The sequence below is a fragment of the Cupriavidus sp. MPR-AND1C genome (assembly GCF_058809705.1).
On record NZ_JBXASU010000103.1, the window covers coordinates 1 to 24597 of the forward strand.

Annotated in this window: 23 protein-coding genes and 2 pseudogenes; 19 read left to right on the plus strand and 6 right to left on the minus strand. The window is 65.6% G+C overall.

Annotation, left to right across the window (positions count from 1 at the left end):
- Window positions 1-157: 157 nt before the first annotated feature.
- The 3 genes from AC1RWI_RS32900 to AC1RWI_RS32910 all read left to right on the plus strand — a co-directional run bounded on the left by AC1RWI_RS32900 (window position 158) and on the right by AC1RWI_RS32910 (window position 2900).
- A complete protein-coding gene (locus tag AC1RWI_RS32900) occupies window positions 158-322 on the plus strand; it encodes a hypothetical protein (RefSeq protein ID WP_492870423.1) in 165 nt (54 codons plus the stop codon).
- Between the two features lie 46 nt (window positions 323-368).
- Window positions 369-1319, plus strand: a complete 951-nt coding sequence (locus tag AC1RWI_RS32905) for a cation diffusion facilitator family transporter (protein ID WP_043355535.1) — start codon at window positions 369-371, stop codon at window positions 1317-1319.
- Between the two features lie 156 nt (window positions 1320-1475).
- Window positions 1476-2900: a DHA2 family efflux MFS transporter permease subunit gene (locus AC1RWI_RS32910; protein ID WP_052495084.1), complete on the plus strand. Its 1425-nt coding sequence runs from the start codon at window positions 1476-1478 to the stop codon at window positions 2898-2900.
- Window positions 2901-2957: 57 nt separating this feature from the next.
- Here AC1RWI_RS32910 and AC1RWI_RS32915 read toward each other — a convergent pair whose 3' ends face one another.
- Entirely contained in the window at window positions 2958-3902 is a 945-nt protein-coding gene (locus AC1RWI_RS32915) for a LysR substrate-binding domain-containing protein (RefSeq protein WP_492870424.1), read from the minus strand.
- Between the two features lie 157 nt (window positions 3903-4059).
- Here AC1RWI_RS32915 and gtdA point away from each other — a divergent pair, with 157 nt between their 5' ends.
- From gtdA to AC1RWI_RS32940, 5 genes are all read left to right on the plus strand, one after another.
- The gene (gene gtdA, locus AC1RWI_RS32920; protein ID WP_043355531.1) at window positions 4060-5106 is read left to right on the plus strand and encodes a gentisate 1,2-dioxygenase; all 1047 of its coding nucleotides are present in this window, start codon (window positions 4060-4062) and stop codon (window positions 5104-5106) included.
- A 66-nt stretch (window positions 5107-5172) separates the two neighbouring features.
- The gene (locus tag AC1RWI_RS32925) at window positions 5173-5871 is read left to right on the plus strand and encodes a fumarylacetoacetate hydrolase family protein (RefSeq protein ID WP_492870425.1); all 699 of its coding nucleotides are present in this window, start codon (window positions 5173-5175) and stop codon (window positions 5869-5871) included.
- Between the two features lie 41 nt (window positions 5872-5912).
- Window positions 5913-6557, plus strand: coding sequence for a maleylacetoacetate isomerase (maiA, locus tag AC1RWI_RS32930; RefSeq protein WP_043355527.1), 645 nt, complete (start codon window positions 5913-5915; stop codon window positions 6555-6557).
- A gap of 61 nt (window positions 6558-6618) precedes the next feature.
- Entirely contained in the window at window positions 6619-7827 is a 1209-nt protein-coding gene (locus AC1RWI_RS32935; protein ID WP_043355526.1) for a 3-hydroxybenzoate 6-monooxygenase, read from the plus strand.
- A 123-nt stretch (window positions 7828-7950) separates the two neighbouring features.
- Window positions 7951-9294 (plus strand): MFS transporter, encoded by a 1344-nt coding sequence (locus AC1RWI_RS32940; protein WP_492870426.1) that lies wholly within the window; start codon window positions 7951-7953, stop codon window positions 9292-9294.
- Window positions 9295-9623: 329 nt separating this feature from the next.
- On the opposite strand, the gene AC1RWI_RS32945 is transcribed toward AC1RWI_RS32940, so the two are convergent.
- The 3 genes and pseudogenes from AC1RWI_RS32945 to AC1RWI_RS32955 form a co-directional block, all read right to left on the minus strand.
- The gene (locus AC1RWI_RS32945) at window positions 9624-10853 is read right to left on the minus strand and encodes an MFS transporter (protein WP_043355525.1); all 1230 of its coding nucleotides are present in this window, start codon (window positions 10851-10853) and stop codon (window positions 9624-9626) included.
- A 107-nt stretch (window positions 10854-10960) separates the two neighbouring features.
- Window positions 10961-11119: pseudogene (locus tag AC1RWI_RS32950) on the minus strand (alpha/beta hydrolase); the annotation flags it as partial.
- Window positions 11120-11336: 217 nt separating this feature from the next.
- A complete protein-coding gene (locus AC1RWI_RS32955) occupies window positions 11337-11690 on the minus strand; it encodes a cyclophilin-like fold protein (protein WP_492870427.1) in 354 nt (117 codons plus the stop codon).
- A 236-nt stretch (window positions 11691-11926) separates the two neighbouring features.
- Between AC1RWI_RS32955 and AC1RWI_RS32960 the strand changes: the two genes are divergently transcribed.
- The 9 genes from AC1RWI_RS32960 to AC1RWI_RS33000 all read left to right on the plus strand — a co-directional run bounded on the left by AC1RWI_RS32960 (window position 11927) and on the right by AC1RWI_RS33000 (window position 21944).
- The gene (locus AC1RWI_RS32960; protein ID WP_043355522.1) at window positions 11927-12892 is read left to right on the plus strand and encodes a LysR family transcriptional regulator; all 966 of its coding nucleotides are present in this window, start codon (window positions 11927-11929) and stop codon (window positions 12890-12892) included.
- 241 nt (window positions 12893-13133) lie between these two features.
- Window positions 13134-14984, plus strand: a complete 1851-nt coding sequence (locus AC1RWI_RS32965) for an OPT/YSL family transporter (RefSeq protein WP_043355521.1) — start codon at window positions 13134-13136, stop codon at window positions 14982-14984.
- Window positions 14985-15047: 63 nt separating this feature from the next.
- Window positions 15048-15407: a hypothetical protein gene (locus AC1RWI_RS32970; RefSeq protein ID WP_492870428.1), complete on the plus strand. Its 360-nt coding sequence runs from the start codon at window positions 15048-15050 to the stop codon at window positions 15405-15407.
- Between the two features lie 581 nt (window positions 15408-15988).
- The gene (locus tag AC1RWI_RS32975) at window positions 15989-18811 is read left to right on the plus strand and encodes a monovalent cation/H+ antiporter subunit A (protein ID WP_492870429.1); all 2823 of its coding nucleotides are present in this window, start codon (window positions 15989-15991) and stop codon (window positions 18809-18811) included.
- Window positions 18811-19215 carry a Na+/H+ antiporter subunit C gene (locus tag AC1RWI_RS32980; RefSeq protein WP_492870430.1) on the plus strand — a complete coding sequence of 135 codons (405 nt, stop codon included), beginning with the start codon at window positions 18811-18813 and terminating at the stop codon, window positions 19213-19215. The genes AC1RWI_RS32975 and AC1RWI_RS32980 overlap by 1 nt, the downstream gene beginning before the upstream one ends.
- Window positions 19212-20744, plus strand: coding sequence for a monovalent cation/H+ antiporter subunit D (locus AC1RWI_RS32985; RefSeq protein ID WP_492870431.1), 1533 nt, complete (start codon window positions 19212-19214; stop codon window positions 20742-20744). Before AC1RWI_RS32980 ends, AC1RWI_RS32985 begins: the two co-directional genes overlap by 4 nt.
- Before the next feature lie 4 nt (window positions 20745-20748).
- On the plus strand, window positions 20749-21252 hold the full coding sequence (locus AC1RWI_RS32990; protein ID WP_492870432.1) for a Na+/H+ antiporter subunit E: 504 nt from the start codon (window positions 20749-20751) through the stop codon (window positions 21250-21252).
- Window positions 21237-21512 carry a K+/H+ antiporter subunit F gene (locus AC1RWI_RS32995; protein WP_043355509.1) on the plus strand — a complete coding sequence of 92 codons (276 nt, stop codon included), beginning with the start codon at window positions 21237-21239 and terminating at the stop codon, window positions 21510-21512. The genes AC1RWI_RS32990 and AC1RWI_RS32995 overlap by 16 nt, the downstream gene beginning before the upstream one ends.
- A 24-nt stretch (window positions 21513-21536) precedes the next feature.
- Entirely contained in the window at window positions 21537-21944 is a 408-nt protein-coding gene (locus AC1RWI_RS33000; RefSeq protein WP_236702240.1) for a Na+/H+ antiporter subunit G, read from the plus strand.
- Window positions 21945-21962: 18 nt separating this feature from the next.
- Here AC1RWI_RS33000 and AC1RWI_RS33005 read toward each other — a convergent pair whose 3' ends face one another.
- The gene (locus AC1RWI_RS33005; protein ID WP_043355507.1) at window positions 21963-22280 is read right to left on the minus strand and encodes a high-potential iron-sulfur protein; all 318 of its coding nucleotides are present in this window, start codon (window positions 22278-22280) and stop codon (window positions 21963-21965) included.
- A gap of 235 nt (window positions 22281-22515) precedes the next feature.
- Between AC1RWI_RS33005 and AC1RWI_RS33010 the strand changes: the two genes are divergently transcribed.
- Window positions 22516-23223 (plus strand): hypothetical protein, encoded by a 708-nt coding sequence (locus AC1RWI_RS33010; RefSeq protein ID WP_043355506.1) that lies wholly within the window; start codon window positions 22516-22518, stop codon window positions 23221-23223.
- Window positions 23224-23333: 110 nt separating this feature from the next.
- Here the strand turns inward: AC1RWI_RS33010 and AC1RWI_RS33015 are convergent.
- Window positions 23334-23431: pseudogene (locus AC1RWI_RS33015) on the minus strand (SDR family oxidoreductase); the annotation flags it as partial.
- Between the two features lie 257 nt (window positions 23432-23688).
- On the opposite strand from AC1RWI_RS33015, the gene AC1RWI_RS33020 reads away from it, so the two are divergent.
- Complete coding sequence (locus AC1RWI_RS33020) at window positions 23689-24375, plus strand: hydrolase (protein ID WP_043355504.1); 687 nt, start codon at window positions 23689-23691, stop codon at window positions 24373-24375.
- Window positions 24376-24597: the final 222 nt, after the last annotated feature.

Sequence of the window (24597 nt, forward strand, 5' to 3'; positions counted from 1 at the left end):
ATATTAATATATATATATTGATTGGCGGGCCGGGGTCACGCCCGGCCTTTGCCGAACCCCTGCAAGGGGCTTCTCCCTCCCTGAGCCTGGACACGATGCGCGCCGCCGCGGACGATGCCACCGCCATGTTGCGCGCTGGTCCGCGCTGGGCGGGGGCTTGCTGATTGGCCTGGCCGCCGCCGCGCTCGTGCTGCTGGGCGCGGGCGCATGGCAAGGCGCAGTCTCTGTGCTGGCCATGCTGGCCGGCATGGCGCTGTTCGAGTGGCTAGAATGGCTGGGGCGCGGCCGCGCTTTGCCTGGCAAGGCATTCGCTGGACATTAACCGCACATTAACCGCACATTAACCGGACAACAGGAGTCATCCATCGATGCGAAATGATGAGATCATCGACGAGGCCGAGGTAGAGACGCCCGCCATGGCTCAGGCGGCGCGGCGCAGCACCTGGGTGAGCGTGGCCGTGAATATCCTGCTGACCTGCATGCAACTGGTGGCGGGCGTGGTGGCCGGCTCCCAGGCGTTGATCGCGGATGCCATTCACTCGCTTTCCGACCTGGTCTCGGACTTTGTGGTGCTGTTCGCCAGTCACCATAGCCGCAAGGGCGCGGATGCCGACCACCAATACGGCCACCAGCGTTTCGAGACTGCCGCCTCGCTGGCAATCGGCTTGCTGCTGCTCGCGGTCGGCGCCGGCATGCTGTGGTCGGCCGTGCAAAAGCTGGAGTATCCCGAGTTGATCCAGCCGGTCAAGGGTGTCGCGCTGTGGGTGGCATTGGGCGCGCTGGCGGCAAAGGAATCGTTGTTCCGCTACATGCTCGCCGTGGCCGAGCGCGTGCGCTCCAGCATGCTGGTTGCCAACGCATGGCATGCGCGCTCGGATGCGGCATCGTCGTTGGTGGTCGCCGTGGGCATTGGCGGTAACCTGCTTGGCTACCACATGCTCGATCCAGTGGCCGCCCTGGTGGTCGGCCTGATGGTGACCAGAATGGGCTGGAAGTTCTCCTGGGATGCCCTGCATGACCTGATGGACCGTGCCGTGGACGCGCAGAGCATCGAGGCGATTCGTCAGGCCATTCTGGCCACGCCAGGCGTGCTGGGCCTGCATGACCTGAAGACCCGCAAGATGGGCGACGCGATCCTGGTCGATGTGCATCTGGAGATCGATGGCGCAATGACGGTCGAGGAAGGACACCGTATTGCGGTGCAGGCGCGCCTCGCTGCCATGCAGATTCAGGACGTGCTGAATGTGATGACCCATGTCGACCCGGTGCGCGTGCCGCGGCACCAGGCGGAGGACCCGGCGCGCGCGGGCGCGGCATGATGGACTGACCAAGGCGTGGGCCGGGCGGGGCAAACGTCGTTTGCCGATGCCCGGTATGATTGCCATCCTGGCTTGAAATGGCTTTCCCGGTGGCAAAAAGCGGCCCGCTCGCTTCGCCGCGCAGACACGCATCCCCCCCCCCGCACCCGCCGCTCCATGGACCAAACGCAAACCCAGTCGTCGTCGATGAGATTCCTGCCCTATCTCGTCGCGGCCACCTTCTTCATGGAGTACCTCGATACCACCGTGCTCGCCACGGCGTTGCCGCAGATGGCGCAGTCGTTCGGGGTCGGGCCGAATGACCTGAGCCTGGGTATGACGGCCTATATGCTGGCGCTGGCGGTGTTTATCCCGATCAGCGGCTGGATCGCGGATCGCTTTGGGTCGAGGACGGTGTTCGGCGGGGCGATCGTTGTTTTCACGGTGGCCTCGGTGCTGTGCGGCGCATCGAACGGGTTGTTCGCGTTCACCGCGGCGCGCGTGCTGCAGGGCATTGGCGGCGCGATGATGGTGCCGGTCGGGCGGCTGATCGTGGTGCGCAACACGGATAAGCGCCAGTTGATCAAGGCCATTTCCACCATCACCTGGCCGGCCATCGTGGCGCCTGTGGTGGGGCCGCCCATCGGCGGGTTTATCACTACCTACGCATCCTGGCGCTGGATCTTCCTGCTCAACGTGCCATTCGGCATCGCCGCGCTGATCGCTACCTTCATGATGATCCGCAACGAACGCGCGAGCGAGCCCAAGCCGCTTGATATCGTTGGCTTCGTGCTCAGTGGCACCACGCTCACCTTCGTGCTGTATGGCACGGAACTGGCCAGCCAGCAAGGCGCCAGCCTGGCAACGGCGGGCGCGTTCGTGGCCGCCGGCCTCGTCCTGGGCGTGCTTGCCGTGCGCCATGCGGCGGGGCGTGAGCATCCGCTGCTCGATTTCACCACGCTGCGCGTGCCGACGTTCTCGGTCACCGTGATCACCGGGTCCGTCACCCGTATCGGCATCGGCGCGGTGCCGTACCTGATGCCGCTGCTGTTCCAGGTTGGCTTCGGGCTGTCCGCGTTCCGCTCCGGGCTGTTGCTGCTCGCCAGCGCGCTCGGCAACCTCGGCATGAAGGCATTGACCACGCGCGTGCTGCAACACTACGGCTTTCGCGCCACCGCGATCGTCGACGTGGCTTTCGCCAGCGTGTTCATCGTTGCGTGCGGGTTGCTCACGCCCGAGACGCCGCTCGCCATCGTGCTGTTCGTTGTGTTTATCTACGGCGTGACGCGCTCGATGCAGTTCTCCACGCTCGCCACGCTGGCCTACGCCGATATCCCGCAAAACCAGATGAGCAGCGCCAATACGCTATGGAACGCTGCCCAGCAGATGTCGATCGGGCTTGGCATTGCGTTTGGCTCGCTGTCGCTGAGGATTGCCGCATCGTTGCGCGCACAGGCCAGCGACGTGCCGCACTTTACGCTCGGTGATTTTCGCTGGGCGTTTCTCTTCGCGGGCGTGCTGACGCTGGTGTCGTTGATCGGCTATGTCCGGCTCGCGCCGGATGCGGGGCGGCATCTGTCGAGCCGGCGGGCGGCTGGATGACAGGGTCCTCCCGATATGAAGTGAGCAACGGGCGAGCGTGAGCCGCGCGGGCTGGCGTCATCCGTGCGTGTCGTCGGGGATTTCATCGACCGAGCGCACCGCCGCGCGCCGCAGGGCATCCAGCGCGGCACTGACCGCGATACGGCCAAAGCCGTCGTCGCGCCAGTACATGGATACCGAGCCAAAGCCCGCCAGCCGCAGCGGCAGGATGCGTAGGGCGCCAAGATGCTCCAGGCGTCGCGCGGTCCGGTGCGAGGCCACGCCGATCATATTGCTGTGGTTGAGCAAGGTCAGGTTGAGGATGACCGAGTTCGACTCCACGCAATCGGCCGGCATGCCCTGGCCAGCCGCGTTCAGCGCCGACTCCAGCGTGTTGCGGATGGGCGTGCCGCGTGGCCACACAATCCACCGGTATGCCTGCAGGTCGCTCCAGCCCGGTTCGGCCAGCTCGAACAGCGGATGCCGCGGGCGTGTGACGAAATGGATCGGCTCCATGTAGAGCGCCTCGGCGCGCATCTGCCCGTCCTGCAGTTCCGGCGCGGAGCGGCCCACCACGATATCGACCTCGCCCCGGGCCAGCTGCGCCATCAGCAGGTTCATGGTGCTTTCCACCAGCCGGACATGGGCTTTCGGCAGGCGCTGCAACAGCGAGGTGACGGCTAGCGGCACGGTATTGGCAGCCGACGCGCCGGAGGTGCCGATCACCACCAGGCCGCTGCCGCCTTCGCGCATGGCCTGCATGTCGTCGCGGGCGGTATCCAGGTGCGCCTCGATGCGCCTGGCATGGGCAATCATCGATTCGCCATAGGGCGTGGGGCGCAGGCCGCGCGCGTGGCGCTCGAACAGCGGCAGCCCGATGTCGTCTTCGAGTTCCTTGAGCCATTTCGACAAGGCGGGCTGCGTGGTGCTGAGCGCTGCGGCTGTCTGGCTCATGTTTCCGGTCTGCGCCAGGCTAAGCAGCATCTGCAGGTTGCGCAGCCGGAGCCGCTGGGTCCAATCCATCAGGGTATTCCCTTTGAGATATATCCATATTCATATGGATAAGAGGAATCTGTCATTTTACAAGGTATATCTCACGGCGTATAAATCTTCCATCGCACCCCGCAGCCCATAGCGGCTGCCCAGCGCCCCGAGCGGGCGATGAATCGGAGACAAGGCCATGCCAGACGCAAAGAAGCGCACCGACCGTTCAGCTTATTACAGCCGCATCGGCCGCAACCAGATGGCGCCCCTGTGGGAATCGCTGCACGCGTTGGTCCCGCGCGAGCCGCGCCCGCAAGCGCAGCCGGCGATCTGGAAATACGCCGAGATCCGCCCGCTGGTGATGCAGGCGGGCGAGGTCATCAGCGCGGAAGAAGCCGTGCGCCGCGTGCTGGTGCTGGAGAATCCTGGCCTGCCCGGCAAGTCCAGCATCACCTCCACGCTGTACGCGGGCTTGCAGCTGATCCTGCCCGGCGAGATTGCCCCCAGCCATCGCCATACTCAGTCCGCGCTGCGCTTTATCGTGGAGGGCCGCGGTGCCTGGACCGCCGTCAACGGCGAGCGCACCACCATGCATCCGGGCGATTTCATCATCACGCCATCTTGGACCTGGCATGACCACGGCAACCCGTCCGTGGCACAGGGCGGCGAGCCGGTGGTCTGGCTCGACGGGCTGGATATCCCGCTGCTGCAGCACCTGGATGCCGGCTTTGCGGAAAACTACCCCGAAGCCTCGCAGCCGGTGCTGCGTCCCGAAGGCGACAGCTTTGCCCGCTTCGGCCACAACATGCTGCCGGTGCGCCACCGCGTCACCGATCCCACCTCGCCAATCTTCAGCTATCCCTATGCCCGCAGCCGCGAGGCGCTGGACCAGCTCTACCGCAACGGCGAGCTCGATGCCTGGGATGGCGTGAAGCTGCGCTATGTGAACCCGACCACCGGCGGCTGGCCGATGCCGACCATGGCTACCTTCATGCAATACCTCCCTGCCGGTTTCCAGGGCAAAACGTATCGCAGTACCGACGCCACCATCTATTCCGTGGTGGAAGGGCGCGGCACCGTGCGCATCGGCGAGGCGCAGTTCCAGTTCGAGCCGCGCGACACCTTCGTGGCCCCGTCCTGGCAGCCGGTGCAACTGGCTTCGGTCGAGGACACGGTGCTGTTCAGCTATTCCGACCGCCCGGTGCTATCCGCGCTCAACCTGCTGCGCGAGGAGCGCACCTGATCCGGCGCGGTCCCATTACTTTGTCTTTTTCCCCTTCTCTTGCCTGATTCTTGCCTGAGGTCTTCCATGTCTTTCGTCATTACCCCTCCCGCCGCCGTGGCCGTGCCGGTCGTTGGCACCAGCGACCAGTTTCCCGTGCGCCGCGTCTACTGCGTTGGCCGCAACTACGCCGCGCATGCCCGCGAGATGGGCTTCGATCCCGACCGCGAGCCGCCATTCTTCTTCTGCAAGCCGGCCGATGCCGTGATCCCGGTCGCCTACGGCGAGACCCTGACGCTGGCGTACCCGGCCCAGACCAGCAACTACCACTATGAATCCGAGCTGGTAGTCGCCATCGGCAAGGGCGGCTCGGATATTGCGCTGGAACAGGCGCTGGAGCACGTCTGGGGTTATGCCGTGGGCCTGGACATGACCCGGCGCGACCTGCAGATGAAGATGCGCGAGATGGGGCGCCCGTGGGAAATCGGCAAGGCCTTCGACGCCTCGGCGCCGATCGGCCCGATCCATCCGGCTAGCGAAGTGGGGCATTTCGAGCAGGCCGCGATCTGGCTGACCGTCAACGGCGCCGACAAGCAGCGCAGCGACGTCACGCACCTGATCTGGTCGGTGGCTGAGACCGTGGCGGACCTGTCCAAGTACTTCCGCCTGGAACCGGGCGACCTGATCTACACCGGTACGCCGGAAGGCGTCGGGGCCGTCAAGCCGGGTGACCTGATGGTTGCCGGCGTGGAGCGCCTGGGCGAGCTGTCGGTGCGGGTGGCCTGACGGCATCGAGATTCCGGAATTTCGAGAAAGAGGGCTTCACCGTGCAGATCTATAGTTTCTTCAACAGCTCCACGTCGTACCGCGTGCGCATCGCGCTGGCGCTCAAGGGCCTGCCATGCGACTACCAGCCGGTCAATATCCGCGTGGGCGAGCATCGCGCCGCGGACTATGTGGCGGCCATCAACCCCTCGGCGGTGGTGCCGGCGCTGGTGGACGGCGACTTCCACCTGGGCCAGTCGATGGCGATCATCGACTACCTCGACGCCTGCCATCCCGAGCCGCGGCTGATCCCGCAAGCGGCGGAGCCGCGCGCGCGGGTGCTGGAGCTGGCCAATGTGATTGCCTGCGATATCCATCCGGTCAACAACATGCGCATCCTGCGCTACCTGCAGGACACGCTGGGCGTGACGCCGGAGCAAAAGGACGCCTGGTACCAGCATTGGGTGGACGAAGGGCTGGGCGCGGTGGAGCGGCTGCTGGCGCAGCACGGGCGCGGCCCGTGGTGTTTCGGCGACCAGCCCACGCTGGCCGATTGCTGCCTGGTGCCGCAGATCGCCAATGCGCAGCGCATGGGCTGCCGTACCGAACGCTTCGAGCGCACCATGGCGGTTTACCGCCATGCCTGCGAGCACCCGGCCTTCCAGCAGGCAGAACCTCAGCGGCAGCCGGACTACACGGCGCGCTAACCAATGCGACAGGGCACCCCGAGGCCGGATGGCCACCGGGTGCGCACCCAAGGAGACGAACATGAACAACACGCGCAGCACGGACCGCAAGGTGATCGTGGTCGGTGGCGGCATCGGCGGCCTGGCCGCCGCACTGGCGCTCGCCCGGCAGGGCATCCGCGTTGAATTGCTGGAACAGGCGGCCCAGATCGGTGAAATCGGCGCCGGCATCCAGCTTGGTGCCAACGCCTTTGCCGCGCTGGACGCCTTGGGCGTGGGCGACGCCGCGCGCAAGCGCTCCGTGTTCACCGACTACCTGGTGATGATGGATGCGCTCGACGCCACCGAAGTCGCCAAGGTGGATGTCGGCGAGCGCTATCGCCAGCGCTTTGGCAACCCCTACGCGGTGATCCATCGCGCCGACATCCACCTGTCCATCCTGGAAGCCGTGCGGGATCACCCGCTGATTCAGTTCCGCACCGCCACCACGGTGTGCGCGCTGGAGCAGGACGAGCGCGGCGTGAGCGTGATCGACCAGCACGGCGAACGCCACCAGGGCGATGCCGTAATCGGCTGCGACGGTGTGAAATCCGCCGTGCGCCAGGCCTTGCTCGGCGACGAGCCGCGCGTGACCGGCCACGTGGTGTACCGCGCCGTGGTGGATGTGGCCGACATGCCGGCCGACCTGCAGATCAATGCGCCGGTGGTGTGGGCCGGCCCCAACTGCCATCTGGTGCATTACCCGTTGCGCGGCGGCGAGCAGTACAACCTGGTGGTGACCTTCCATAGCCGCGAGCAAGAAGTCTGGGGCGTGCGCGATGGCAGCAAGGAAGAAGTGCTGTCGTACTTCGAGGGCATCCACGCCCGCCCGCACCAGATGCTGGACCGGCCCACCTCCTGGCGGCGCTGGGCCACCGCGGACCGCGACCCGGTGGCGCAATGGAGCTTTGGCCGCGCCACCCTCCTGGGCGATGCCGCCCACCCCATGACGCAGTACCTCGCGCAGGGCGCCTGCCAGGCGCTGGAAGACGCCGTGACACTGGGCGCGGCCGTGGCCGAGACCGAGGGCGATTTCGTGGCGGCCTTTGCCCTGTACGAGAGGGCGCGCATCCCGCGCACCGCGCGCGTGCTGTACTCCGCGCGCGAGATGGGCCGGCTGTATCACGCCAAGGGCGTGGAGCGGCTGGTGCGCAATTCGCTGTGGGTCGGACGCACGCAGGACCAGTTCTACGACGCGCTGCAATGGCTGCACGGCTGGCGCGCGGAAGACTGCCTGGGCGGGGCGCGGTAGGGGGAGCGCCGGCCCGGAGTGGCCCAAAGTGCGCAAAAGAAGCAAAGAGCGGCCAAAGAGCCGCCAGAACATGGCGAGCCGATCGCAAGTCGGCCGCTTCGAAACACAATGCAGGAGACCGCTGTGCCCACGCAACCATCCATCGGCATCACCGAATTCATCGATCGCCAGCCGTTATCGGCCTTCCAGGTCACGATCGTCGTGCTTTGCTTCTTGATCGTCGCCATCGACGGATTCGATACCGCCGCGATCGGCTTTATCGCACCCGCGATCCGCGCCGAATGGCAGCTCACGCCGGCGCACCTGGCGCCGTTGTTTGGCGCCGGGCTCACCGGCCTGATGGCTGGCGCGTTCCTGTTCGGCCCGCTGGCCGACCGCTTTGGCCGCAAGAACGTGCTGCTCTTTTGTGTGCTGTTTTTTGGCGTCGCGAGCCTGGCCTGCGCGTTCTCCGGCTCGCTGTGGGGGCTGGTGGCGCTGCGTTTCCTGACCGGTCTGGGGCTGGGCGGCGCCATGCCCAATACCATCACGCTGACCTCTGAGTATTGCCCGGCCAAGCGCCGCTCCTTCCTGGTCACGACCATGTTCTGCGGCTTCACGATTGGCTCGGCCCTGGGCGGCCTGGCCTCGGCGAACCTGATCGAAGAGCACGGCTGGCGCGCCGTGCTGCTGCTGGGTGGCGTGCTGCCGTTGCTGCTGCTGCCGCTCCTGGTCTGGAAGCTGCCTGAGTCGGTCCGCTACCTGGTGCTGAGCGGCAAGCACCCGGAAAAGGTGGCGGCCATCCTGGAGCGGATCGCGCCGTGCGAGCGTGTCGCGCCTGGCAGCATCGTGGTGGCGGACAAGCGCGCGCCCGGCTCGCCGGTTGCGCACCTGTTCAAGCCCGAGCTGGTGCGCGGGACCTTGCTGCTGTGGCTGACCTTCTTCATGAGCTTGCTGGTGATCTACCTGCTGTCGAGCTGGCTGCCCACGCTGCTGCGGGCAACCGGGATCTCGCTCAAGACGGCGGCCCTTGTCACCATGATGTTCCAGGTGGGCGGCACGCTTGGCGCCATCGTGCTGGGCTGGCTGATGGACCGGGCCAACCCGCACTATGTGCTGGCCGCAAGCTACGCGCTGGCAGGTGTGTTCATCACCGCCATCGGCAGCCTGACCACGGCGCCATGGCTGGCCGGGGTGGCGGTATTCGCCGCTGGCTTCTGCATCTCCGGCTCGCAAGTGGGCGCCAATGCCTTGTCGGCGGCCTACTATCCCACCGATTGCCGCGCCACCGGCGTGAGCTGGGCCAATGGCGTCGGGCGGATGGGCTCGGTGGTCGGCTCGGTCGGGGGCGGCACGATGCTGTCGATGGGGCTGACCATGCCGGCGCTGTTCCTGATGGTGGGGATACCGGCGGTGATGGCTGGCGCCACCATGCTCCGGTTCGGACGCCATCGCGCGGGCCAGGCACGGCGCATGGCGGTGGCGGCCTGAGGGCTTCCAGCGGCGGGTGCGCGTTTCATCCTTGAATGTTCAAATGATAATCGTTATCATTTTTTGGCCTCGGGTTAGTGACACGATCTGAGTCAGCAAATGGGTTGCCGGACATGTCATGTGTCCGGTTTTTTTGTTTCAGCATGACTTCAGCTCGGCACTTCGCCGGACTGCGCTCAAGCCCTCTGCACGTCGTGCGCGCGTGGCGCGCGGCGGGTAATGCCGATTGGTTCGAGCGGAAGGTTGCCAGCATGGGCACCATAGGCTTTGATGGTCATGTTCTTTCTCCTTTAGGCAGATCGACTAGCGACAGGCGGCAGGCCGGCTTCTCAGGCATGTGCCGCAGATCTGCGTGCAGTCATGACCGTCAGGACGGCAGAGATCGCCAACAGCACCGCGCTTACCACGAAGGTGCTCTGATAGCCGCTGTGGTCGAACAGCAGGCCGCCCACGGTGGAGCCCAGTGCGATGGACATCTGAACCACGGCGACGAACAGACCGCCGCCGGCCTCTGCATCCTTGGGGAATACCTTGGCGATCCAGGCCCACCAGCCCACAGGCGCCGAGGTGCCTGTCAGGCCCCACAGGCCGAGCAGCGCGACAACGCCGGCGATCCAGCCGCCGAAAGCGATCAGAGCCAGGGCCGTCGCGGCCATCAGCAGCGGAATGATGATCAGCGTCTGATAGAAGCCCCGCTGCAGGACGCGGCCAATGAGTACGGTGCCGATGAAGCCCGCCGCGCCGATCACCAACAGGATCAGCGAGATCGTGGCTCCATGCACTCCCGTGATCGTTTCCAAGAACGGCCGCACATAGGTGAACAGCCCGAACTGCCCCATGAACAGCAAACTGCTGGCCAGCATGCCCACAGCGACACCGGGGCGCGCGAACAGGGTGAACACCTTGAACACATTGCCGATGCCGGACACGCGTGCCGCCGCTTGCATCGACGGGAGCGTCTTCCACTGCCAGGCCAGCGCGATCAGCGACACTGGAACCAGACACAGAAACGCACCGCGCCAGCCGATGACAGTGCCCAGGTAGGCGCCCAGCGGCGCGGCGACCGCCGTGGCGAGTGCGTTGCCGCCATTGACGATGGCGAGAGCGCGTGGCACATCGCGCGCTGGCACCAGCCGAATGGCCGTGGCCGCCGACATTGACCAGAATCCGCCAACGACGACGCCGATCAGCGCCCGGCCTAGCATGTAGGTGAAGTAGTTCGGCGCCAGTGCGACGATCGCGCCGGAAACGCCCATTGCCGCCGTCAGCCCCAGCAGCAGGGGCTTGCGGTTCAGGTTGCCTGCCAGCGCCGAGATGAACAGGCTCGCAAGCACCGCGAACGCGCCGGAGATGGCGATGCCCTGGCCGGTCATGCCTTCGGTGACATGAAGGTCTCTTGCCATGGGCGTCAGCAGGCTGACGGGTAGGAATTCCGACGCGATCAGTGCGAGAGCACAAACCGACATGGCAAAGACGCCGCTCCAGGCCGCCGGCTGCTCTTGAGGTTCGTTGAGGGTGTTGGTGTCGCCCTTGGGGGTGTCGATGGCGGTGGCTGTCATGAAATACTCTTCTTCTGTCGCTCAATAGGAAATGCCGCGCAGCCCGTTAGGGTGTGCGCGGCCAGGTATGGAAACGCGAGGGGTGCAGCTCGCCCGCCCCGGTGGCTTTATACCGGCGTAGCCAGGTTTTTCTGAAAGAACGCCGTCAGCTTGTCGAAGGGGATGACGTCGACGCGGTCGTACAAGTCCGTGTGGACGGCCCCCGGAATAATCATGAGTTCCTTCGGCTCTGCCGCCGCCGTGTAGGCTGTTTCGGGGAATGTCTTGTCCCACTTGGTGCCGAGCTGCGCTTGCGCCTGGGCCATTGATGGACTCGCGCCAATGGCGCCGAGGCACAGGGGGGCGATTCCGGTGCCGTTCATTTTCGGCAAGTTGCGGCGGCCCACGTCGGCAACGTCCAGCGTGGCGATGTCGCTGCTCATTTCAATGCTCTTGGTCATGATGGGTATTTCTTTCAACGGGTAGATGTCACGGGAAGGCGGTTCAGGGTGCTACGCGCTCAATCCGCACTTTGTACGGCCCGGGCCGGGACAAGATGGGCAGACCCTCATCAACCTTGCCCAGCGGCAACAGGCTGCGCGAATAGGAGCGAGGCTTGATGAAGATCGCCAGGTTGCACCAAGGCGCGTAGTGAGTCAGCTCACCGGCCACGGGCGCCATGCCCTCAGGAGCGCCCTGCGTGGACAGCGTGCGCGGCAGGTCGGAGACACGCTCGATGGTGTCGTAGTCCGTCATCGTCAAGGACAGCGGCAGCAGCGACGCGAAATCCCGGGCGGTGACGTTGTCGTATAGGGTGGCGATGGCGACCTGCTCGCCGACGATCAGGCGAATCTTCATGACGGAATCCTTGGAAGGCGCAGAGGCCGCGCCGGCCGATGTCTGGGCGACCGAGCTGCCAGCCCCACAAGCGAGCCGACCAGCAGAGCCATCGCTCCCCGTCGCCATTGAAAGGGGGACGATTTTCATGCCTCCTATCTTCAGCTTTGGAGGCCGCGTTGACTAGCTAATGAATGCTTAAAGGCCCTATAAGGTAAGCTAATAAGTATTTTTGGTATTACATGGGAGACCGAGCTGTGGCCAGACGCAACCTCAACGACCTTCTATATTTCGTCACCATTGCGCGCGAAGGCAGCTTCACACGCGCCGCGGCGCATCTGGAGGTGACGCAATCGGCATTGAGCCAGGCGATCAACGGCCTGGAGGCACGACTTCAGATCCGGCTGCTGACTCGCACCACGCGCAGCGTCTCGCCGACGGCAGCAGGCGAGCGCCTGTTGAATGCCATCGGCCATCGGTTTGACGAGATCGAGTCCGAGTTGGATGAACTGACTGAACTGCGCGACAAGCCTGCGGGGACGGTGCGCATCACCTGCGGCGATCACATTCTACGAACCACGATTCTCCCGAAGCTCACCCCGTTGTTGCGCGAGTACCCCGACATCAAGGTCGAGTTCGACGTGAACTACGGCTTCCGGGACATCGTTGCGGATCGCTTCGATGCGGGTGTCCGGTTGGGCGACACCATCGACAAGGACATGATCGCCGTGCCCATCGGGCCGCAACTGCGCATGGCGATTGCCGCGTCGCCCGAGTACTTCAAGTCGCACCCGATTCCCAAGAAACCGCACGACCTGCTGAATCACAACTGCATCAACATGCGGATGCAGAGCAGTGGCGGGATTTTTGTATGGGACTTTCAGCGGCGTGGCAAGCAGTTGAATGTGCGCGTGGATGGACAGCTCATCTTCAACACGTCGCACAACATAGTGGAGGCCGCGCTCGCCGGACTCGGCATCGCCAGTCTGCCCGAAGAAGAGTTCGCACCGCATATCGAGGAAGGCCGCCTGGTACGCGTGCTGGACGACTGGTGCGAGCCGTTCTCGGGGTTCTTCCTGTACTACCCCAGCCGCCGGCAACCGTCGCCAGCTTTTTCGCTGGTTGTGGATGCGCTTCGGTATAGGGAGAGCAACTCAAGCAAAGGTCAGCTTGGTAGTTCGACCAGGAAAGTTAGGTCGCGGAAGGATTCGTCTGCGCAATAAGCCGTCTCGATTCATGAATGTGCGCGGTCCTTGACTGCGCGTTCTTCGCTCTGGATGACGCCAGACCGCTTGGGCTATGATGAAAAACGAGCCCGCCGTTGCTCGGCAATCCCGCACGACCTAGTGCGCCGCTTGCGGTAGCATCTGCCCAGCGCCGGCAGCGTTGTCCTCGCTGCGCGGGCTTTTTCCTTTTCCTTCGATCCAGCGCCACCGATGCGGCTTGCCCGCATGGGGGAAACCAATGACGGCAGTCGGCAGGCCACCGCAAGACGCTACCTCGCCGGCACACGCCGGGAGGCTCGGTGCCACTGCCGCCGGCGGCCGGCGCTGGGCATGGCTGCCAGAGCAGGGCGGCTGGAAATACCATGCGCTGCTCGGCGCCATCGGGGTCCTTGTCCTCGGCCCGCTGGGCGGGATTGCGGCGGCGTACATGAACTTCTCGCTCGGCTTCTTTGTGGGCGGGCAGGTGCTGGCAGGCATTCTCGGCTCCACGGTGACCTACGGCTATGGCGCGGACGGCCGCCATGGCGCGAACTATATCCAGACCATTGCCGCATCGGTCGCCGGCATGAGCGGCATGGCCGTGGTGATCCAGGCGATGACCTGGATGGGCCTGCCCGAGCCGCCGATATGGCAGTTGATGTTGTACATGCTTTGCGTGGGCATGTTCGGCGTGGGCGTGGGCATGTTGTACACGCCAATCCTGGTCGATCGGCTGCAACTCACGTTTCCCTCCGGGCTGGCGGTGGCCAACATCCTGCGCGCCCTGACGGATCCGGTGCTGCTCAGGCAGTCGGTGTCGCGGCTGGCTGGCGGCACGGTGCTGGGCATCGTCAGCGGCATCGGTGCGGCCCGCGTGGAGCGGCTTGCCGCCATCGATTTGTCCGCGTCCACCTTTGGCGCGGGCATGATCGTCGGGGCCCGCATCGGCGTGGCGGCGCTTGTTGCCGGGCTGGCGGGCCAGGCGTTGATCCCCTTTTTTGTCTCGATCGGCTGGCTGGCGCCGGGCGACCCCTTTCGCAAGATCACCTTCCTGATTGCGCTCGGCATGATCATGGGCGCCGCGCTGCTCGATATCTCGCTGATCCTGCTCAAGGTGTACCGGCATGGCCGGCAGTTGCCCGCACGGATACGGCGCGAGCCCTCTGCGGCGGCAGGTGACGGCAGCCTGTGGCGGATGGTGGCGTGGGTGCTGTTCTGGGGGCTCGCGGTGGTGGCGGTGGGCGTGGGCCTGCTGCATCAGCCCGCGGGCTACATGGTGCTGGCGGTGTTGCTGGTGTTCGTGTTCGCCATGGTCAACGGCATCTCGGTGGGCATGGTCGACCAGAACCCGATTTCTTCCGCATTCGTGCTGTCCGTGATCCTGATGGCCGCGCTGGGTTTGCGTGACCCGAATGTGGGGCTGATCGCGGCGACGGTGCTGCTGGTCTCGACCAGCGAGGCGTGCGACATGCAGCAAGACCGCTCCACCGGCTGGCGGCTCGGCACCAGCCGCACCGTGCAGTTTCGCTTCCAGGTGGCGGGCATCGTTGCCGGCGCGGTGCTGGCCGTGTTGTTCGCCAGGCTGTTCATGCGGGCGTATCCGGCGCTGGCGCTCGACCAGACTGTGCTCTCGGCCGGCGAGCAGCCCCAGCACTGGGCTTCGGCCATGACTTACAAGATCGTCGGCGCGTTGCGCGGCTTGACCAACGACTTGCCGCACCAGCGCACGGCGGTTGTGCTGGGCATCGTTCTTGGGCTGGCCACGGCGGTGCTGCGCCTTCTGGTCAAGTCGTGGCCGCGCTACCAGCGCTTTGCCCGGGCGGGAAGAGGCGGCCGCGTTGCCGATTTCCTGCTGGATGCGGTGTTGCTGCCGTCGCCCTATGCCTCGTCCTTTGGCGGCTTCGTCAACCTGCCCACCTCGGCGTGGTTCGCGCTGGGCGGCGTCGTGGCCAGCCTGCTCAACCGCTTGCGCAATCCCGGGGACGCGCCGGATACCTTGCCCGAGGACATGAGCACGACATCGCTGGTGGGCGGCGGGCTGATCGCAGGGGATGCGCTGGCGGCGCTCGGGCTTGGCATCGCGGGACTGCTGTTTACGGCTTTACGCTAGCGCGCAGTCGCCGCCGCAGGCTCAGCCTGCCGCCTGCAGCATCGACATCTTGGAGATTGACATATGAGGGGCCTCAAGATCTTCCGCTGGCCGGTCTATTTCGTGGTGCTCATCGTCCTGGCCAACTACATCCTGGGAGCGCGACTGCGAGCGAAAGCCGACAACTGCACGCGTGACGTTTCCCACAACAGGACCTATGTCGCGGAGCAATGCATCATTGATTCTTGGCGCGGGGTTGTTACGGTGCGGGTGCGGATCTTGCGCAATGGCGGGAATACAGTGCTGGCCGAGCGCAGCTATGAAGCCGACGACAAGCATCTCGTATGGGGGGCAAACGGCAGGCATGTTTACTACGGCGGTGACAGTGGCTCGATTGACCTGCCACCGCATCCCATCGACCGTATTCGCGCCATTTTGCCCTGATGGCGGGGGCTGGAGAAACCCCTGTGATGGACGTTGCGGGTACTGCCAGTCAGGAACGCCTCAGAATCCTGAAGTTACCTCGTTCAGCGTCTATCCTTCAACTGCAGCATGCGTCTTGCGCCGGTCCGGCCTGTTCGCCGGCTGGCCGGAGGCCGACGGTTTGTGTTTGTGCCTGAATGTGCGCCTGCAGCAGTGCGACCTGGAGCGGCCTGGAGCGACTTGGCATTGCCGCTGTCGCACCCCGTGTTCAATTCTTTTGAGATGGATCTGAATTCTTTATCCGGGATGGAGAGGACATGCCGGAGGTGAGTGGTTGTGGCGCAAAATAGGCTGCGGCAGCGGACGGGGGGCTGGCAGCGTGGGCACGCCCCGGCGGCGGCGCCCTCATCGCGAGATCGGATGTGCCGGTGATTGTCGTCAACCTGCCTGAGGCGCGGACGCCATCCCGCGTACCCCAAGCGTGCCCATGAACGCCACGGAGCTTCCCTGGACGCCGACACATTGAACGCCATCGAGACTCCCCTGAACCTCATTGATGCCCCCGCCGCCGGCAGCACGCGGCGCGCTTGCGGAGCCCGCCGATGGTGATGGCCTGGTTGATCGCGCTTCCCTTGCTGGCAGCGTTGCTGCTGCTGCTGCTGCTGCTGCTGCCGGTGCGGCGCCACGTACCCTTTCTGGCCACGCCCATCGTGGTGAGCACGCCATTGCTTGGCCTTGGCTTGCTGCTCAGCGTGCGCAGCGCGGTGTTCGAGGGCCGCACCATTGCCTGGCGCCAGCCCTGGCTCGAGGACATCGGGCTAAGCCTCAGCCTGCGGCTGGACGGCCTGGCCTACGTGTTTGCGCTGCTGGTGCTGGGCATCGGGTTGCTGGTCATCCTTTATGCGCGCTACTACCTGCCGCGCAGCGAATCCACCGTACGTTTTTTCTCCCTGCTGCTGCTGTTCATGGCGGCGATGCTGGGCGTGGTGCTGTCCAGCAACCTGCTGCTGCTGGCGGTGTTCTGGGAGATGACCAGCATCGTGTCGTTCCTGCTGATCGGCTTCTGGTCCTATCGCTCCGATGCGCGCAAGGGCGCGCGCATGGCGCTGACGGTGACCGGCGGGGGCGGGCTGGCGTTGCTGGCCGGCGTGCTGTTGCTCGGGCATATCTGCGGCAGCATGGAGCTCTCCGTGGTGCTGGCCCAGGCCGGCACCGTGCAGCGCCACCCGCTGTATCCGGTGATGCTGAGCTTGATCTTGCTGGCGGCGTTTACCAAGTCCGCTCAATTTCCCTTCAGTTTCTGGCTGCCGCATGCGATGGCGGCGCCCACGCCGGTGTCCGCCTACCTGCATTCCGCCACCATGGTCAAGGCCGGCGTCTTCCTGCTGGCGCGGCTGTATCCGGTGCTGGACGGCACCAACTGGTGGTTCTACATGGTCAGTCTCACCGGCCTTGCCACGCTGGTGCTTGGCGCGGGCATGGCCTTGCTGCAGCGGGACCTCAAAGGCCTGCTGGCGTATTCCACCATCAGCCATCTTGGCCTGATCACGCTGCTGTTCGGCCTGGACACGCAGTTGAGCACGGTGGCCGCGCTGTTCCACATCATCAACCATGCGGTGTTCAAGGCGTCGCTGTTCATGGCGGCGGGCATCATCGACCATGAGACCGGCACGCGCGACCTGCAGCAGCTGCGGGGCCTGCGCCGCTATATGCCGCACACGGCGTTGCTGGCCATCGTGGCGTCGCTCTCGATGGCGGGCGTGCCGCTGTTCAACGGCTTCCTGAGCAAGGAGATGTTCTTCGGCGAGACGCTCGCACAGGGCCTGCTGGGGGATTTCAACTGGATCATCCCGGCGGCGGCGACCTTTGCCGGGGCGCTGACGGTGGCGTACTCGCTGCGCTTTATCTACGGCGTGTTCTTTGGCGGCGAGCCGGACGGCCTGCCGAACTATCCGCCACATGAGCCGCCGCGCTCCATGAAGATTCCGGTGGAGGTGCTGGTTGCCATCTGCCTTGTGGTCGGGCTGTTCCCGGCGTATACGGTGGGGCCCTTGCTGGCGACGGCCGCCCTGGCCACGCTAGGCGGGCCGCTGCCGGAATACAGCCTCAGCTTGTGGCATGGCGTCAATCTGCCCCTGGTGATGAGCCTGGTCTCGATGGCCTGCGGCAGCGTGCTGTTCTTCTTGCGGCGCAACGCTTTTCATCGGATGCAAGCGCGTTTTGCCCATCTGAATGCGCGCGATGCGTTCGAGGCGGGCATCGACAGCCTGGCGCGGATGGCCGGGCGCGTCACCGGCGCATTCGAGACCGGCTCGCTGCAAGGCTACCTGGCGTGGATGCTGGCCGCCATGCTGCTGATTCCCGCCGTCTTCCTGTCCGACCTGGACACGCTGGCTGGCCCGGTGCCAGCGATCCCGCTCGACCTCATGACGGTGGCGGGGATGGGTTTGCTGGGGCTGTCGGCGATCGGCGTGGTGATTGCCCACCGGCAACGGCTGAACGCGCTTGTGCTGCTGAGCGCGTGCGGCTTGCTGGTGGCGCTGCTGTTCACGCGCTTCTCGGCGCCGGACCTGGCGCTGACGCAGGTCTCGGTCGAGATCGTCACCATCCTGCTGCTGGTGCTGGCCTTGTATTTCCTGCCCGTCGACCGGCCGGATTCGTCCTCGCTGGGCAGGCATGTGCGCGACGGCTGCCTGGCGCTGGGCGGCGGCACGTTGCTGGCCATCCTGGCCTACGCAGTGATGACCCGGCCTTACGACGCGATCTCCTCGTTCTTCCTGGCTAACAGCGTGGAAGGCGGCGGTGGCCATAATGCGGTCAACGTGATCCTGGTGGACTTCCGCGGCTTCGATACGATGGGCGAGATCTGCGTGCTGCTGGTCGCCGGCCTGGCGGTGCAGGCGCTGCTCAAGGGCATGCGCCTGACGGCGCCGCCAGCGGGGCCCAACGGGCTGCCATGGTCAAGCCAGAGCCATCCCTTGCTGCTCGCCATCCTGGCCCGGCTGATGTTGCCGCTGACCATGCTGGTCGCGGTCTTCGTGCTGCTGCGCGGGCACAACCTGCCGGGCGGCGGCTTTGTCGCCGCGCTGATCACGGCGGTAGCCCTGCTGCTGCAGTACGTGGCCAGCGGCGTGCTGTGGACGGAGGCGCGCATCGCGCTGAACTATCGCGCGCTGGCCGGTGGCGGCATCCTGGTGGCGGGGCTGACCGGCCTGGGCAGCTGGGCGTTTGGTTTTCCGTTCCTGACCACGGCCTTCGGCCATTTCCACATACCGGTGCTGGGAGAAATCGAACTGGCGACCGCCATGGTGTTTGACCTTGGCGTTTATTTCACGGTGGTGGGCACGACCTTGCTGATCGTGTCCCACCTCGGCGTGCGCGACAAGCGCCTCAATGTCAATGTCAATGCGAAGGAGGGGGGCTGATGGAAGCCGTCTACGCTGGCACGGTCGGCATCCTGATGGCCTGCGGCATCTACCTGCTGCTGCGTGCCCGCACGTTTTCCGTGGTGGTGGGGCTGGCGCTGATCTCATACGCCGTGAGCCTGTTCCTGCTGGGGATGGGACGGCTCTCCACCGGCCGCCCGCCGATCATTGCCACGGGCGCGCAGTATGCCGATCCGCTGCCGCAGGGCCTCGTGCTGACGGCCATCGTCATCGGCTTTGCCATGACGGCATTCGCGGTGGTGCTGGCCTTGCGCTCCCTCGGCATCACGGGCAGCGATCATGTGGACGGCAGGGAGGCGGGCGCGGCGCAGGGCGAGCCGCCGGCCGCCGGCACCCCCGGCACCCCCGGCACCCCGGACTCAGACACGGCGAGTGGCCAATGACCCACAGCCTCCAGCTATCGATTCTCCTGCCCATCCTGCTGCCGATGTTTGCCGGCGGCCTGCTGGTGGCCGCGCCGGCACGCTGGGGCCGGGCCCAGCGCGTGCTGAGCACCGCGGCCGCGCTGCTGCTGTTGCCGGTCGCGGCGTGCATGGTCAGCGTGGCGGCCACGGGCGCCATCCTGGTCGATCACATCGGGAACTGGCCAGCGCCGTTCGGCATCGTGCTCCAGCTCGACCGACTGGGCGCCCTGATGCTGTTGCTGACCGCGGTGCTGGGCGCGGCCGCCGCGGTGGCCGCGGGGCGGGGCGATGCGCGCCTCGGGCGGCATTTCCATGCGCTGTTCCAGTTCCAGCTGATGGGGCTGAACGGCGCCTTCCTGGCCGGCGACCTGTTCAATCTCTTCGTCTTCTTCGAGATCCTGCTGATCGCCTCCTATGCCTTGCTGCTGCACGGCGGCGGGCGGGCACGCATCGGTGCCGGGCTGCACTACGTCGTGCTGAACCTCGCCGGATCCGCTTTCTTCCTGATCGCGATCGGCGTGCTGTACGGGCTGAGCGGCACGCTCAACATGGCGCATATGGGCGTGCGGCTGGCCGGGCTGGCGCCGGCCGATGTGCCGCTGGCCACGGCGGCGGGCATCATGCTGATGCTGGTCTTCGCGCTCAAGGCTGCGCTGTTTCCCATGGTTTTCTGGCTGCCCAAGGCCTACGCCAGCGCCGCGGGCTCGGCCGCGGCGCTGTTCGCCATCATGACCAAGGTGGGCATCTATGCCATCTTGCGCTGCGCGGCGCTGGTTTTCGATGCCCCGGATGGCATGCTGGGCGTGTTCCTGCATGACTGGGTGTGGTGGCTGGCCCTTGCCACCATGGCGTTCGGCGCCCTCGGCGCGCTGGCCGCCCCGAACCTCAAATCGCTGACCTGCTACCTTGTGGTGGCATCGGTAGGGCTGCTGGCGGCCAGCGTGTCGATGCAGACAGCGCAAAGCTGGGCGGGCGCGCTGTATTACCTGCTCAGCACCACGCTGTGCACGGCGGCGCTGTTCCTGCTGGCGGACGCGCTGGAGCCGGCTGCGCCTGCCGCCCCGGCGCGCGAGCCGGTGGCGGTGGTCCGCGGCTCGCGGCTGGCCGGCTTGCTGTTCCTGGTCGCGGCGGTGGCGGCGATCGGCCTGCCGCCGTTATCCGGCTTCATCGGCAAGGTCATGGTCATGCGCAGTGCCTCGCTGCCGGCGGCGGCCGTGTTGTGGCCTTGCATCCTGCTGTCCAGCCTGGCGCTGCTGATTGCGGTCAGCCGCACGGGCACGCGCCTGTTGTGGCGCCTGCCTCAGGACCACGATCCGGAGCGCCATCGCGCCTGCCAGCGCATTGCGCCCGACGGCTGGAAGCTGGGCTGCTGCGCGTTCCTGCTGGCCTGCAGCCTGGCCCTGGTCGTGGGTGCCCGTCCGCTGAGCCAGTATCTTGCCGACACCTGTGCCCAGTTGTTCGACCGTGGCGCGTACCTGCGCGCGGTGCTGCCGTCCGGGGGAGGCTGACACCATGTGGAAACGCTTGTTCCCGCATCCTTGGCTCAGCCTGGCGCTGCTGGCGATCTGGCTCCTGCTGGCCAATAGCGCATCGCCAGGCAACCTGGCGCTGGGTGCCTTCCTCGGCTGGGCATTTTCGCTGCGGATCGGGGCACGGCTCTGGCTGCGGCCGGTGCGGGTGTCTCGTCCCGACCTGATGCTGCGCTTGTTCGTGCATGTGCTCGTCGACATCGTGGTGGCCAATGTGGAAGTGGCCATCCTGGTGCTGGGGCCGGTGTCCCGGCTGCGCGTGGCCTTTATCCAGGTGCCGATCGATGTCGAGCACGAGCTGGCGCTGTCCGCGCTGATCAGCATCGTGTCGCTCAGCCCTGGCACCTTGTGCGCCGAACTCAGCGACGACCGCCGCCGGCTGCTGGTGCATGTGCTGGATCTTGACGATGAGGCCCGCCTGATCGCGCTGATCAAGACGCGCTACGAGACACCGTTAAGGGAGATATTCGAATGCTTGCCGTCGTAATGCCGATCTCGCTGGCGATCCTCGGGATTGCCTGCCTGCTGACCTTTATCCGCCTGGTGCGCGGACCGGGCCTGCCCGACCGCATCGTGGCGCTCGATACGCTCAATATCAATGCCATCGCGCTGATCATGGTGTTCGGCATCTGGCTGCGCTCGGCGCTGTTCTTCGAGATTGCGCTGCTGATCGCGGTGATGGGCTTCATTGGCACCGTCGCGCTGACCAAGTACCTGCAGCGTGGCGACATCATCGAGCTCAAGTAACCGGCACCGGGAGACCCAATGGACTTGATGAGCCCTGTAGCGGAAATCGCCACTTGCGCGCTGCTGCTGATCGGCAGCGTCTTTACCCTGGTCGGCGCCATCGGCCTCGTCCGGCTGCCGGATTTTTTCATGCGCCTGCACGGCCCGACCAAGTCGACCACGCTTGGCGTTGGCGGCGTGGTGCTGGCGTCGGTGGTGTTCTTCAGCAACCAAGGCGACGGCCTGAGCCTGCATGCGTTGCTGGTTACCGCGTTCCTGTTTCTTACCGCGCCGATCAGCGCCCATATGCTGGCCAAGGCGGCCATGCAGCAGCGGCTGCCGGTGGACCCGCGCACGCGCGGGCGATTGTGGGATGCCCAGGACCGGGAGCGCAGCGAAGCGCCGGCGCAGGGCGCGGAGCCGGCTTCGCCCCGGGACGCTCAGGGCAACTGAGCCTGCAACCTTCGGTCTTTATCCCTGTTCCCACGAACTGCACCATCCGGCGGCAGCTACCTGCTTGTCGCCAAACAGCACGCAGCCGCCGGTTGCCGGGTTGGCGCCCTCCTGGAACAGCTGGCAGTTGGCGCAGGTCTGGCTGGCGGCATGCCTGGGATATCTGGCCTGGTCCACCTTGCGGGTATCCGCCTTGTAGCCCAGCTTGACCGCCTGCGGTTCGGCCTCGTCGAGCGTGGGCGCGGCGGCGTAAGCGCCACGCCAGGCCGGGACGGTGGCAAGGCTTGCGACAACCGCCACCGGCATGGTTTTCAGGAATTGACGGCGGGAGGACATGGGGTTTCCTTTTTTCTGTGGGCCGGCGGCGTTTTTGCGGGGTGTTTCGGCATCCGGCGGGGCGATTGTGGCACAGGCGCTGCCGGCTGGTTGCGGGTTGATGCGGCGCCGACCCATCCGAGCGCTTCGCCGCGCCATATCTGTGGCAAACTCGGCGCTGACTTTTTTTGTGCCTGCGCCGCTGGCGCGCATTCAATCCCGAGCCCTCAAGCCCTCATCAAGCCCAATCAAGCCCATGACCGCGTCCACCAATACCGACACTCTCCGCCAAGCCCTGCAGGAGCCGCTGCCTTTGCAGCTCGCGCCCTTGATGGGCACCGCCTTTGCCGAGGCGGGCGAGGCGGAGCGGTTTGCCATCTATACGGAACCGCCGGAAGCGCCCGGGCGCGATGAGGTGCTCGCTGCGCTGCGCAGCCATCTCGACGCGCACGCCGGCGACGAGCCGGCCGTTGGCGAAGTCCTCGACAGCGAGGACTGGGAGCCGGGCCAGGCGTTCGAGATGGACATGGATACCGATGAGGTTTGCGGCCAGGTGCTGTTCTACCGCCTGATCCTCGCGCGGGACCTGGATCCGGTCGGGTACTGCGCGTTCGAGATCAATGCCGACGAAACCGGTGTGATCTTCGTCACGCTGGTCGAGTCGTGGATTCGCCCGCAGTACCAGCCGCTTGGCCTGCAGCGCGGCTTTGTGCAACTGCTGGCCAATGCCGTCTACGCCGTGCTGGGCGACCTGGATGCGCGGCTGCAGGTGGCGGGCGAGCGCAGCGCGTCGTTCGAGGTGTTGCTGGGGCTGGACCAAGCATCCACTGCGGGGGCTGCGCTGTTGCAGTCGGTTGCCGATACACTGAAGGCGTGGACGGTCGCGGCGGATGCTGCCGGGCGCGAGCCGCTGGGCATTACCAGCGTCCGTGTTTCGGTGCTTCCCGCCAGCTCGGCGGGTTGATCGCCGTCGGCAAACATTGCGGCTGCCGGTCTCCAGCTTGCCCAGCAGGCAACGAGGACCGGTCCATCATGTGCTGCGCCACCAGGTGGCCTCCTGCTGGCGGCTTTCGCTCAGGTGCGGGTGATCGATGCGCCACCATCCACCGGAGGCGCGGTTCCGGTCACGAAGGCTGAATCGTCGGAGCCAGGTACAGCACCGACATGGCAAGGCCGCGCAACGACGTCAGCATCTTTTTGAAACGGCCTCTAAGCGCATGACGCCATGCAGGGGCTGAAGAGTGCACGCTGCCGCGTAAGAAAAGCCTGGCCCGTTTGAATAGAGTTCCTATATTAGTAAGGCCCAAAGCATGGGGCGTGCTTCGTATCGCTTCATGCGCGCACGCGGGCGCTGCACCCGCGACGTGAATCCAAGGCGAGGGCGTCACGCGTCCTCGATCGATCCGTACGTCCGTATCGGAGAAACACCATGACTAACCCGAAGCTCGAGGTATTGACACCGCAGAACAGTCAGTTGATTTTCATCGATCACCAGCCACAAATGGCCTTCGGCGTGCAATCCATGGACCGGCAGGCCCTGAAGAACAATACGGTCGGATTGGCCAAGGCCGCGAAGATCTTCAATATTCCCACCACGATCACTACCGTGGAGTCCGAGAGTTTTTCGGGCTTCACCTATCCGGAATTGCTCGACGTGTTTCCAGGCACGAAGCTGCTTGAACGCACATCGATGAACTCCTGGGATGACCAGAAGGTGCGTGACGCGCTCGCGGCGAACGGGCGCAAGAAAGTCGTCGTCTCCGGCTTGTGGACCGAGGTGTGCAACAACAGTTTTGCGCTGTGCGCGATGGCCGAGGGCAACTACGAAATCTACATGGTGGCCGACGCCTCGGGCGGCACTTCCAGGGAAGCACACGACTACGCCATGCAACGCATGATCCAGGCCGGCGTCGTCCCCGTGACCTGGCAGCAGGTCCTGCTCGAATGGCAGCGTGACTGGGCGCACCGCGACACCTATGACGCCGTGATGAAGCTGGTCAAGGAGCATTCCGGCGCTTACGGCATGGGCGTGGATTATGCCTACACGATGGTGCACAAGGCCGAGCAACGGACCAGCGGCAAGCACGAGGCCCTGCCGGCAGTGCCCGCCCGCTAGCGCTTGGCCAGACTGCTCTTTGCCGAACCGGCGGGTGCCGCTTTGCCGCGGCCCCGCTGCAGTCGTTGCCATCGACCGGAGCCTCACCATGGATGCCGCCGCCAAGCCCGAACTGATTCTGATGAACGGGCGCTTTGCCACGCTTGACCGCGCCAACCCGCAGGCCGAAGCCGTAGCCATCAGCGACGGCAAGTTCATCGCCGTCGGCACCCGGCACGAGAT

Bases quoted from the DNA above. Each gene is read 5' to 3' on its own strand.
- AC1RWI_RS32905 (WP_043355535.1), top strand. From the start codon at position 369: ATGCGAAATGATGAGATCATCGACGAGGCCGAGGTAGAGACGCCCGCC.
- AC1RWI_RS32910 (WP_052495084.1), top strand. From the start codon at position 1,476: ATGGACCAAACGCAAACCCAGTCGTCGTCGATGAGATTCCTGCCCTAT.
- AC1RWI_RS32915 (WP_492870424.1), bottom strand. From the start codon at position 3,902: ATGGATTGGACCCAGCGGCTCCGGCTGCGCAACCTGCAGATGCTGCTT.
- gtdA (WP_043355531.1), top strand. From the start codon at position 4,060: ATGCCAGACGCAAAGAAGCGCACCGACCGTTCAGCTTATTACAGCCGC.
- AC1RWI_RS32925 (WP_492870425.1), top strand. From the start codon at position 5,173: ATGTCTTTCGTCATTACCCCTCCCGCCGCCGTGGCCGTGCCGGTCGTT.
- AC1RWI_RS32935 (WP_043355526.1), top strand. From the start codon at position 6,619: ATGAACAACACGCGCAGCACGGACCGCAAGGTGATCGTGGTCGGTGGC.
- AC1RWI_RS32945 (WP_043355525.1), bottom strand. From the start codon at position 10,853: ATGACAGCCACCGCCATCGACACCCCCAAGGGCGACACCAACACCCTC.
- AC1RWI_RS32955 (WP_492870427.1), bottom strand. From the start codon at position 11,690: ATGAAGATTCGCCTGATCGTCGGCGAGCAGGTCGCCATCGCCACCCTA.
- AC1RWI_RS32965 (WP_043355521.1), top strand. From the start codon at position 13,134: ATGACGGCAGTCGGCAGGCCACCGCAAGACGCTACCTCGCCGGCACAC.
- AC1RWI_RS32970 (WP_492870428.1), top strand. From the start codon at position 15,048: ATGAGGGGCCTCAAGATCTTCCGCTGGCCGGTCTATTTCGTGGTGCTC.
- AC1RWI_RS32975 (WP_492870429.1), top strand. From the start codon at position 15,989: ATGGTGATGGCCTGGTTGATCGCGCTTCCCTTGCTGGCAGCGTTGCTG.
- AC1RWI_RS32980 (WP_492870430.1), top strand. From the start codon at position 18,811: ATGGAAGCCGTCTACGCTGGCACGGTCGGCATCCTGATGGCCTGCGGC.
- AC1RWI_RS32985 (WP_492870431.1), top strand. From the start codon at position 19,212: ATGACCCACAGCCTCCAGCTATCGATTCTCCTGCCCATCCTGCTGCCG.
- AC1RWI_RS32990 (WP_492870432.1), top strand. From the start codon at position 20,749: ATGTGGAAACGCTTGTTCCCGCATCCTTGGCTCAGCCTGGCGCTGCTG.
- AC1RWI_RS32995 (WP_043355509.1), top strand. From the start codon at position 21,237: ATGCTTGCCGTCGTAATGCCGATCTCGCTGGCGATCCTCGGGATTGCC.
- AC1RWI_RS33005 (WP_043355507.1), bottom strand. From the start codon at position 22,280: ATGTCCTCCCGCCGTCAATTCCTGAAAACCATGCCGGTGGCGGTTGTC.
- AC1RWI_RS33010 (WP_043355506.1), top strand. From the start codon at position 22,516: ATGACCGCGTCCACCAATACCGACACTCTCCGCCAAGCCCTGCAGGAG.
- AC1RWI_RS33020 (WP_043355504.1), top strand. From the start codon at position 23,689: ATGACTAACCCGAAGCTCGAGGTATTGACACCGCAGAACAGTCAGTTG.